Annotated in this window: 7 protein-coding genes; 4 read left to right on the forward strand and 3 right to left on the reverse strand. The window is 64.0% G+C overall.

The features are described 5' to 3' along the window. From APH42_RS27700 to APH42_RS27710, 3 genes are all read left to right on the forward strand, one after another. Positions 1 to 3,533, forward strand: a 3,533-nt coding sequence (locus tag APH42_RS27700; protein WP_060494671.1) for an Hpt domain-containing protein, incomplete at its 5' end; no start/stop codon positions are given. Then, positions 3,526 to 3,999, forward strand: coding sequence for a chemotaxis protein CheW (locus APH42_RS27705; RefSeq protein ID WP_012274547.1), 474 nt, complete (start codon positions 3,526 to 3,528; stop codon positions 3,997 to 3,999). The genes APH42_RS27700 and APH42_RS27705, both read left to right, overlap by 8 nt. Positions 4,000 to 4,060: 61 nt before the next feature. After that, on the forward strand, positions 4,061 to 4,678 hold the full coding sequence (locus APH42_RS27710; RefSeq protein WP_012274546.1) for a hemolysin III family protein: 618 nt from the start codon (positions 4,061 to 4,063) through the stop codon (positions 4,676 to 4,678). On the opposite strand, the gene APH42_RS27715 is transcribed toward APH42_RS27710, so the two are convergent. From APH42_RS27715 to APH42_RS27725, 3 genes are all read right to left on the reverse strand, one after another. Beyond that, positions 4,679 to 5,398 carry a 16S rRNA (uracil(1498)-N(3))-methyltransferase gene (locus tag APH42_RS27715; RefSeq protein ID WP_012274545.1) on the reverse strand — a complete coding sequence of 240 codons (720 nt, stop codon included), beginning with the start codon at positions 5,396 to 5,398 and terminating at the stop codon, positions 4,679 to 4,681. A gap of 174 nt (positions 5,399 to 5,572) precedes the next feature. Further along, entirely contained in the window at positions 5,573 to 6,979 is a 1,407-nt protein-coding gene (locus tag APH42_RS27720) for an adenosylmethionine--8-amino-7-oxononanoate transaminase (protein ID WP_060494672.1), read from the reverse strand. Positions 6,980 to 7,058: 79 nt separating this feature from the next. Beyond that, a complete protein-coding gene (locus APH42_RS27725) occupies positions 7,059 to 7,550 on the reverse strand; it encodes a hypothetical protein (protein ID WP_060494673.1) in 492 nt (163 codons plus the stop codon). Between the two features lie 210 nt (positions 7,551 to 7,760). Here APH42_RS27725 and APH42_RS27730 point away from each other — a divergent pair, with 210 nt between their 5' ends. Continuing rightward, on the forward strand, positions 7,761 to 9,611 hold the full coding sequence (locus APH42_RS27730; protein WP_060494674.1) for a flavin monoamine oxidase family protein: 1,851 nt from the start codon (positions 7,761 to 7,763) through the stop codon (positions 9,609 to 9,611). Positions 9,612 to 9,732: the final 121 nt, after the last annotated feature.

Raw genomic sequence — 9,732 nt, forward strand, 5'->3', positions numbered from 1 at the left:
GTGGGGCGCTGGGGGAAGTACGTCGTGCGTTGCATACCCTCAAAGGCAGCGGTCGCATGGTGCATGCCGAGGCGGTGGCTGAACTGGCTTGGGGCGCCGAGCACCTGCTGAACCGGGTACTGGAAGGCCGCAGCGTGCTCAGCCCGGAGGGCGTGGTGGCCCTGCAGCAGGTGTTTGTCCATCTGCCCGATTTGCTGGCCGACTTTGCCGCCGGCCAGCTGCCGCAACTGACCGAAATCGAGCAACTGGCTGGGCACCTGCACGCCCTGGCTGAAAACGACGCACCAGCCACGGCCAATATCGATGGCCTGGATCCGCAGTTACTGGATATTTTCCGCAGTGAAGCGCAGGGCCACTTGGCCAGCCTCGATGCCTTCCTGCAGGGCGCCGATGGTCACGATACGCCGGTCAGCGATGGCCTGCAGCGTGCCCTGCACACGCTCAAAGGCAGTGCCGCCATGGCCGGGGTGATGCCGGTCGCTGAACTCGCCACCGCCTTCGACCGCTTGGCCCGTGAGTACAAGGGGCATCAACTGCCGCTGCAAATGGCCGAGATGGAATGGTTGGAAGCCGCGCGCTCGCTGTTTCATCTGGGCCTGGCGCAACTTGACAGTACGCCGCTGGCTGCCATACCCGGCGCTGCGGAGCTGATCGAGCAGGTTGGCCAGGCAGTGTACGGCCGCCTGGCCAGCTTGCATGACGACCCGCAGCACGCGCGGCGCAGCAAGCGCGACCCGCAGTTGGTCGCCAGTTTCCTGGCCCAGGCCATGGACATTCTGCTCAATGCCGAGTCGGTGCTGTCGCGCTGGCAGCAGCAGCCAGGTCAGCGTGACGCACTGGACACCCTGCTTGATGAAATGACCACCCTGGGCCATGCCGCTCACCTGGCTGACCTGTGGCAGATGGATGATGTGTGCGAGGCCTTGCTCGACCTGTACGGTGCAGTAGAAGAGGGCAGCCTGCCCGCCGATGCACGCTTCTTCGCCCAGGCGCAGCACGCCCATGAAGCCCTGCTGGACATGCTCGACGAAGTGGCGGCTGGACAGGATCTGGCGCCGCGCCCAGAACTGGTTGGCAGCCTGCGCAACCTGTTGGACCAGGCCCTGCCCCCGGATGCAACCGGCCTTGTGGGCATTGATACGGTCACACCGCTGCACCCGGACATGGACCTGACCGATACCTTGGGGCTGGGGCACCCGTCGTTGCTGCCGGGGGCCGCCGAGCCGCTGGTCGAGAAGCCGGAAAACCCCGGCGAAGAACTGCTGGAAGTGTTCCTCGAAGAAAGCTCGGACATCGTCGAAAGCGCCGCAGCAGCCCTGGCGCGCTGGCAGGCCGACCCGCGCAACAGCGTCGAGGTGGACAACCTGATGCGCGACCTGCACACCCTCAAGGGCGTGGCGCGCATGGTCGAAATCGCCCCGATCGGCGACCTGGCCCACGAACTGGAGTTTCTCTACGAACTGTTGGCCGCCGGCCGTTTGCCACCGAGCGCGCCGCTGTTCGCCCTGCTACAGAACTGCCACGACCGTCTGGCGCACATGCTCGATGCCGTGCGCCTGGGGCAGCCGCTGCATGCTGCCACGGCGCTGATCGACTACATTCGCAATTTCAGCAGCGCGGCACTGACCGACAGTGCCGCGGGCCAGGGAGCGCTGGAGGCTGCAACCGCCGAAGTGCCGGCAGCGGCGCCAGAGCGGGTGCCGGGCGACATGGTCAAGGTCGATGCCGAGCTGCTCGACGACCTGGGTAACCTGGCCGGCGAGCACTCGATCATTCGTGGGCGCATCGAGCAGCAGGTCAACGATGCGCAGTTCACCCTCAACGAGATGGAAACCACCCTCGAGCGCATGCGCGACCAGTTGCTGCGCCTGGACGTCGAGACCCAAGGGCGAATTTCCAGCCGTCAGCAGTTCGAAGGCGATGCCTATGACGATTTCGACCCGCTGGAAATGGACCGCCATTCGCAGCTGCAGCAACTGTCGAGGGCCCTGTTCGAGTCTGCCTCGGACCTGCTCGACCTGAAGGAAACCCTGGCCCAGCGCGCTCAGGAGGCGTATAGCCTGCTGCAGCAGCAGGCGCGGGTGAACAGCCAGTTGCAGGAAGGCCTGACCGCCACCCTGATGGTGCCGTTCGAACGCCTGGTTCCGCGCTTGCAGCGCGTGGTGCGGCAGGTGGCCAGCGAGCTGGGCAAACAGGTGGAGCTGGTGGTCGGCAATGCCGAGGGTGAGCTGGACCGCAGCGTACTCGAACGCATGGTGGCGCCGCTGGAGCATATGCTGCGCAACGCCGTCGACCATGGCCTGGAAAGCCGCGAAATGCGCCTGGCTGCCGGCAAGCCGGAGCAGGGCACCATTCACCTGAATTTGTTGCACGAAGGTGCCGATATCGTCATCGAAATGACCGATGACGGTGCCGGCGTGCCACTGGAGGCGGTGCGGCGCAAGGCCATCAAACGCGGCCTGCTGGACCCGCAGGCCCAGTTGAGCGATCACGAGATCCTGCAGTTCATCCTGCGCCCGGGCTTTTCCACCGCCGAAAAGATCACCCAAATTTCCGGTCGCGGGCTGGGCATGGATGTGGTGCATGAGGAGGTCAAGCAACTGGGGGGCTCGATGAGCATCGAGTCGGCCCAGGGCAAAGGCGCGCGCTTCTTGATCCGCCTGCCGTTCACGGTGTCCATCAACCGCGCGTTGATGGTGCACCTGGGCGAAGAGCAGTACGCAATTGGGCTCAATACCATCGAAGGTATCGTTCGTGTGCCGCCGGCCGAGCTGGCGGCGTGCTACCAGTTGGACGCGCCACGTTATGTCTACGCCGGCCACGAATACGAGCTGCGCTACCTGGGCGAGTTGCTGCAAGGTGTGCCACGCCCGACGCTACTGGGGCAGAGCGTGCCATTGCCGGTGCTGCTGGTGCATGCCAAGGAGCAATCGTTCGCCATCCAGGCCGACGGCCTGTCGCCCAGCCGCGAGATCGTGGTGAAAAGCTTGGGGCCGCAGTTTGCCGCGGTTGCCGGGTTGTCGGGGGCAACGTTGCTGGGCGATGGTCGGGTGGTGTTGATTCTTGACCTGCTGGGCCAGCTGCGCGGCCAGCAGCGACGGCTGGCTCGCCTGCCCGCTGGTGGCAGCCAACGCCAACTGCTTGGCCCGGCACCACGCCGCCCCTTGCTGGTGATGGTGGTGGACGATTCGGTAACCGTGCGCAAGGTCACCAGCCGCCTGCTGGAGCGCCACGGCATGAGCGTGCTCACAGCCAAAGACGGTGTTGACGCCATGGCCTTGCTGGAAGAGCACCGGCCCGACGTGTTGCTACTGGACATCGAGATGCCACGTATGGATGGTTTCGAGGTGGCTACACGTATCCGCCGTGACGCCCGCCTGAAGGACCTGCCTATCATCATGATCACTTCGCGTACCGGGCAGAAGCACCGCGACCGCGCCATGGCCATCGGCGTCAACGAGTACCTGGGCAAGCCGTACCAGGAGTCGCTGTTGTTGCAGAGCATCGCCCATTGGAGCCAGACCCATGCTTGAACTGATTGCCGGCCAACGCAGCAGCCTGACCGGGCTGTTGCTGCCGTTGGGTGACCGCACCCTGGTGCTGCCCAACGTGGCGGTGGCCGAGTTGAGCGGGCAGCGCAACCTGGTGTGTCAGCACGGTGATCCCGCTTGGCACCTGGGCTGGATCGACTGGCGCCAGCAACGCTTGCCGCTGATTGGTTTCGAGGCGGCGTGCGGTGGCGAGACGCCGTGCGGTGAGCGGGCACGCGTAGTGGTGCTCAATGCCTTGGGCGATACCGGGCTGCGTTACCTGGCGCTGTTGCTGCAGGACATCCCGCGTTCATGCAAGCTCGACAGCCAGCTCAACTATGTGGACGTGGCACTGGGGCGCCTGGAGTTGGCGGCGGTGCAGGTGGGCGAGCAGGTGGCAAGGGTGCCGGACCTGGTTGCATTGGAAAGGCTGGTGCGTGACGCGGATCTGCAACCTGATCTTGGGTAGGATGTAAGGCCGAAAAAGACTGCTTCAGGAACCCAGCCCACCTCGGGAGGTCTGTGTTTGCATGTATTACGGTGAACGCTTCAACGCCTGGACTCACCTGGTCGGTGCTGTCCTCGCCTGTATCGGTGCCATCTGGCTGATCGTGGTCGCGGGCCTGCAAGGCGACCCGTGGAAGATCGTCAGTTTCTCCATCTACGGCAGCACGCTGCTGTTGCTGTACAGCATTTCCACCCTGTACCACAGCACCCGCGGGCGGGCGAAGGTGATCATGCGCAAGCTCGATCACCTGTCGATCTACCTGTTGATCGCCGGCAGCTACACGCCGTTTTGCCTGGTCAGCCTGCGCGGCCCGTGGGGCTGGAGCCTGTTCGGTGTGGTCTGGGGGCTGGCGGTGATCGGCATGTTGCAGGAGATCAAGCCGCGCTCCGAGGCGCGGATCCTGTCGATCATCATTTATGCCGTGATGGGCTGGATCGTGCTGGTTGCAGTCAAGCCATTGCTCAATACGCTGGGCACCGCAGGTTTTACCTGGCTGGCGGCCGGCGGGGTGTTCTACACCGTCGGCATCATCTTCTTCGCCTTCGATAGCCGTTTCCGCCACTGGCACGGCATCTGGCACCTCTTCGTAATTGCCGGCAGCCTCATGCACTTCGTGGCGGTGTCGTTCTATGTGCGTTAGTTAAAAGTCGCCCCACAGCTGCTGTGCCACCGACAGCGCCACCACCGGCGCGGTTTCGGTGCGCAGCACGCGTGGGCCAAGGCGTGCTGCGTGGAAACCGGCGGCTTTGGCCTGTTCGACTTCGGCTTCGCTAAGGCCGCCTTCGGGGCCGATCAGGAAGGCCAGGCCTGCAGGCTTGGCATGGCTGGTGAGCGGCTCGGCCACCGGGTGCAGGACCAGCTTCAGGTCAGCCTGAGTGCTGCTCAGCCACTCGGTTAGGGGCACGGGTGGGTGGATGACCGGCAAGGTTGAGCGCCCGCATTGTTCGCAGGCACTGATCGCCACTTGGCGCCAGTGGGCCAGACGTTTGTCGGCACGTTCGTCCTTCAGGCGCACTTCGCAGCGTTCGCTGACGATCGGGGTGATTTCGTTGGCGCCCAGTTCGGTGGCCTTCTGGATCGCCCAGTCCATGCGTTCGCCGCGCGACAGGCCTTGGCCGAGGTGCACGTGCAGCGGTGAGTCGGCCTGGCCGGTGAGGGCTTGGTCGAGGCTGACACGCACGGTTTTCTTGCCCACTTCAAGCAGTTGGCCGAGGTATTCCTGGCCGCTGCCGTCGAACAGCTGCACGGCGTCGCCGGGGGCCATGCGCAGCACGCGGCCGATGTAGTGGGCCTGGGCCTCGGGCAGGTCGTGTTCGCCAAGGCTCAGGGGGGCGTCGATGAAGAAGCGGGACAGTCTCATGGGGTGCTCGTTTTAAAGGTTTACTCGCCCGTTGTAGGAGCGGCCTTGTGTCGCGAAAGGGCTGCGCAGCGGCCCCAGGGTTTCAGCGGCGATGCATGAATTGCTTGGGGCCGCTGCGCGGCCCTTTCGCGACACAAGGCCGCTCCTACAGGGGGTCGGCGCCGGCTTTCGGGCTTAGCCCGGATCGCGGAAGTCGGGGTGGAAGTTGGCCGGCACGGCAACGCTGACGCTATCGCGGGTGGCTATGTCGATGCCTTCACTGGCCACCTCGGCAAGGAAGTCGATCTGCTCCGGGGTGATCACATACGGCGGCAGGAAGTACACCACATTGCCCAGCGGCCGCAGCAGGGCGCCGCGGGTCAGGGCGTGTTCGAATACCTTCAGGCCACGCCGCTCTTGCCAGGGGTAGGCAACCTTGCCAGTCTTGTCTTTCACCATCTCGATGGCCAGGGCCATGCCGGTCTGACGAATTTCGGCAACGTGAGCATGGTCGGCCAGGTGCGCAGTGGCTGTGGCCATACGCGTGGCAAGAGCCTTGTTGGCCTCGATCACGTTGTCCTGCTCGAAGATGTCCAGGGTCGCCAGCGCCGCTGCGCACGCCAGCGGGTTGCCGGTGTAGCTGTGCGAATGCAGGAACGCACGCAAGGTCGGGTAGTCATCGTAGAAGGCCTGGTACACCTTGTCGGTGGTCAGGCAGGCGGCCAGCGGCAGGTAACCGCCGGTCAGGGCCTTGGACAGGCACAGGAAGTCTGGGCGGATGCCGGCCTGCTCGCAGGCGAACATCGTGCCGGTACGGCCGAAGCCCACGGCGATCTCGTCGTGGATCAGGTGCACGTCGTAGCGGTCGCAGGCCTCGCGCAGCAGCTTGAGGTAAACCGGGTGGTACATGCGCATGCCGCCTGCACCTTGGATCAGCGGCTCGACGATCACGGCGCTGATCGAGGCGTGGTGCTCGGCCAGGGTCTGTTCCATGGCCTGGAACATGTTGCGCGAGTGCTCTTCCCAGCTCATGCCCTCGGGGCGCAGGTAGCAATCGGGGCTGGGCACCTTGAGGGTGTCGAGCAGCAGCGCCTTGTAGGTTTCGGTAAACAGCGGCACATCGCCTACCGACATGGCGGCAATGGTTTCGCCGTGATAGCTGTTGGTCAGGGTGACGAAGCGCTTCTTGTCCGGTTTGCCGACGTTCTGCCAGTAGTGGAAGCTCATCTTCAGCGCCACTTCGATGCACGACGAGCCATTGTCGGCGTAAAACACCCGGTCGAGGCCGGCCGGGGTCATGGCCACCAGGCGCTCGGACAACTCGATGACCGGCTGGTGGCTGAAACCGGCCAGGATCACGTGTTCCAGCTGATCCACCTGGTCCTTGATGCGCTGGTTGATGCGCGGGTTGGCGTGGCCGAACACATTGACCCACCAACTGCTCACCGCGTCCAGGTAGCGCTTGCCTTCGAAGTCCTCCAGCCACACACCTTCGCCGCGTTTGATCGGGATCAGCGGCAGCTGCTCGTGGTCTTTCATCTGGGTGCAGGGGTGCCACAGGACCTTGAGGTCGCGTTGCATCCACTGATCATTGAGGCCCATCGGCACTTCTCCTGGCTTTACGGCGTGGTTCGACCGCGTAAGCCTAAGCAATGCCGCAGGGCAGGACAACCGCTGCCGTTCAATGGCGGTGGGTGCCGGTCCATTCGAGGCGACGGATGTGCACGGTGCCAGCCTGCGAGGTGGAAATGGTCAGGCGCCGGAATGGCCCTTCGATCAGCTGGTAGTAGGGGTGTGTGGCGATGGGGCCGGGGCGCAGGTCGCGCAAGCCGTTGCCTTCCAAGGTAAGCCAGTAGAAGTTGAGCAGCGTCGGTGCAGCCAGGTCATGGTCTTGGTTCTCGGCATCGAACAACATGTGCAGGTCGTCGCAGAGAAAATCGCTGACCACATAGTATTCCAGCCGCAAGCATTCGACTTCCTGGGCGAAGGTGATTTCCACGTCGCTGTGTTCACCAATCACCAGTTCGGTGCCGTCTTCACCCTTGAACGCTTCATGAAAGCCGGTCCAGGAGGTGCTGTTGGAGCGGATACTCAGCCCGGATGCCATATGAAGCGTCTGCTTGTGCCACAGATACTGCCGTTCGACGTGTTGGAAGTGCTCCTCGAAGATCATGCGTATGCCCTCCTGGCGGGGCTGCTGGCCAACTTCGCCAGCTTTACCTGCCATCGTGTGACATGGCTACTGGCAAAAATGTCAGTTGCCAAAAGGACTTGATGTCACTGCGCTGGCAGGGTGGTCGGACCTGACGTATTCTTAACGCATCTTCCTGGGGCATCCCTGCCTCTCCCCGTTTCTGTAACCTCTGACTCGGAGTTCGCCAACATGGCTGCTGCTTGGGTGCGCCTGTGCGCGTTGGTATTGATTGGTGTGTCCAGCGGCGCCGCGCTGGCAAAGGACAAGACGCCCACGGCAATTGTCGTAGGTGGCGGCCTGGCAGGCCTGACGGCCGCCTACGAGTTGCAGAACAAAGGCTGGCAGGTGACGCTGCTGGAGGCCAAGGCGGGCATGGGCGGGCGTTCTGGCCTGGCAACCAGCGAGTGGATCGGCAATGCCAAGGCGCAGCCGGTGCTGAACCAGTACCTGGACCGTTTCAAGCTTGAAACACTGCCAGCGCCGGAGTTCGTGCGTACCCCCGGTTACCTGATCGACGGCGAGTACTTCAGTGCCACCGACCTGGCCACCAAGCAGCCGGCTACCGCCGAGGCGCTCAAGCGTTACGAGAAAACCCTCGACGACCTGGCCCGTTCGATCGACGACCCGCTGAACCCGCAAGCAAACAGCACGTTGTTCGCCCTCGACCAGATCAACGTCTCCACCTGGCTGGACAAACTGCAACTGCCGACCACCGCCCGCCAGCTGGTCAACCAGCAGATCCGTACGCGCTACGATGAACCGTCGCGCCTGTCGTTGCTGTACTTCGCCCAGCAGAACCGCGTGTACCGCGGCGTCAGCGACCGCGACCTGCGCGCCGCGCGGCTGCCCGGTGGCAGCCCGGTGCTGGCCCAGGCCTTCGTCAAGCAATTGAAAACCATCAAGACCAGCTCGCCGGTCACCGCCATTGTCCAGGACAAGGACGGCGTCACGGTAAAAGTCGGCAGCGTCGGCTACCAGGCGGATTACCTGGTAATGGCCGTGCCGCTGCGCGCCCTGGCCAAAATCCAGATGACCCCAGGCCTGGACAGCCAGCACCTGGCCGCGCTCAAGGGTACCAACTATGGCTGGCGCGACCAGCTGATGCTCAAGTTCAAGAAGCCGGTATGGGAAAGCCGCGCGCGCATGTCGGGCGAAATCTTCAGTAACGCCGGCCTTGGCATGCTGTGGATCGAGCCGGCGCTCAAGGGCGGCGCCAACGTGGTCATCAACCTGTCCGGCGACAACGCCCGCCTGCTGCAGGCGTTTGGCGACAAGCAGATGGTCGACCAGGTGCTGATACGCCTGCATGCCTTCTACCCGCAGGCCCGTGGTGCCTTCACCGGTTACGAGGTCAAGCGCTACAGCACCGACGCCGGTACCGGCGGCGCCTATCTGGCCTATGGCCCAGGGCAGATCAGCAAGTACTGGCGCCTGTGGGAGCGCCCGGTGCAGCGCATCACTTTTGCTGGCGAGCACACCGACGCCCTGTATCCAGGCACCCTGGAAGGCGCCCTGCGCAGCGGCCAGCGTGCGGCCAGCCAGGCCCAGGATCTGCTGGCCGGCAAGTCGTTTGACCCTGCCAAGGCGGCACCGGTCGCAGCGGCGGCGGCGGGTTCGGCGGCCGCCAAGGCGAGCAAGGGTGGGTTCTTCTCGAACATGTTTGGTGGTTCGTCTGACAAGGCTGACAAGCCTGACGCGGCGCCTGCCAAAGCTGAGTCGAAGCCTGTCGATGAGGCCAAGCAGGACAAACCTGGCTTCTTCAAGCGTCTGTTTGGTGGGGCGGACACGCCCGAGGTGAAGGCAGAGCCGATTGCCAAGGCTGAAGCAGTGGCGCCAGCCCCAGCGCCTGTTCCCCAAGCCGCGCCCGCCCCGGTCGCGCCTGCACCTGCAGTGAAGGAAGCGGCTGCCAAGCCTGCGGCCACCAAGGCGGCACCGGCCAAGCATGCGCCGACGCACAAACCTGTTGAGGCCAAGAAAGCGACAGCCAAGTCCGAGCCTGCGAAGAAGGCTGTGGCCAATACCCAGGCCAAGGCTGGCTGATCGATCGCCAGTACCGGCCGCTTCTCAGCACGAGGCCGGTACTGGCAACCTCTATTTCCCCGGCTATCGTTAATGTTTCCTTAATGGGAAGCTTACAGAATACATATCGGATTATCGAGAA

This window comes from Pseudomonas sp. NBRC 111140 (genome assembly GCF_001320885.1).
Lineage (GTDB): Bacteria > Pseudomonadota > Gammaproteobacteria > Pseudomonadales > Pseudomonadaceae > Aquipseudomonas > Aquipseudomonas putida_P.

Coding starts and splice junctions, on each gene's coding strand:
- APH42_RS27705 (WP_012274547.1), top strand. CDS start 3,526: ATGCTTGAACTGATTGCCGGCCAACGCAGCAGCCTGACCGGGCTGTTG.
- APH42_RS27710 (WP_012274546.1), top strand. CDS start 4,061: ATGTATTACGGTGAACGCTTCAACGCCTGGACTCACCTGGTCGGTGCT.
- APH42_RS27715 (WP_012274545.1), bottom strand. CDS start 5,398: ATGAGACTGTCCCGCTTCTTCATCGACGCCCCCCTGAGCCTTGGCGAA.
- APH42_RS27720 (WP_060494672.1), bottom strand. CDS start 6,979: ATGGGCCTCAATGATCAGTGGATGCAACGCGACCTCAAGGTCCTGTGG.
- APH42_RS27725 (WP_060494673.1), bottom strand. CDS start 7,550: ATGATCTTCGAGGAGCACTTCCAACACGTCGAACGGCAGTATCTGTGG.
- APH42_RS27730 (WP_060494674.1), top strand. CDS start 7,761: ATGGCTGCTGCTTGGGTGCGCCTGTGCGCGTTGGTATTGATTGGTGTG.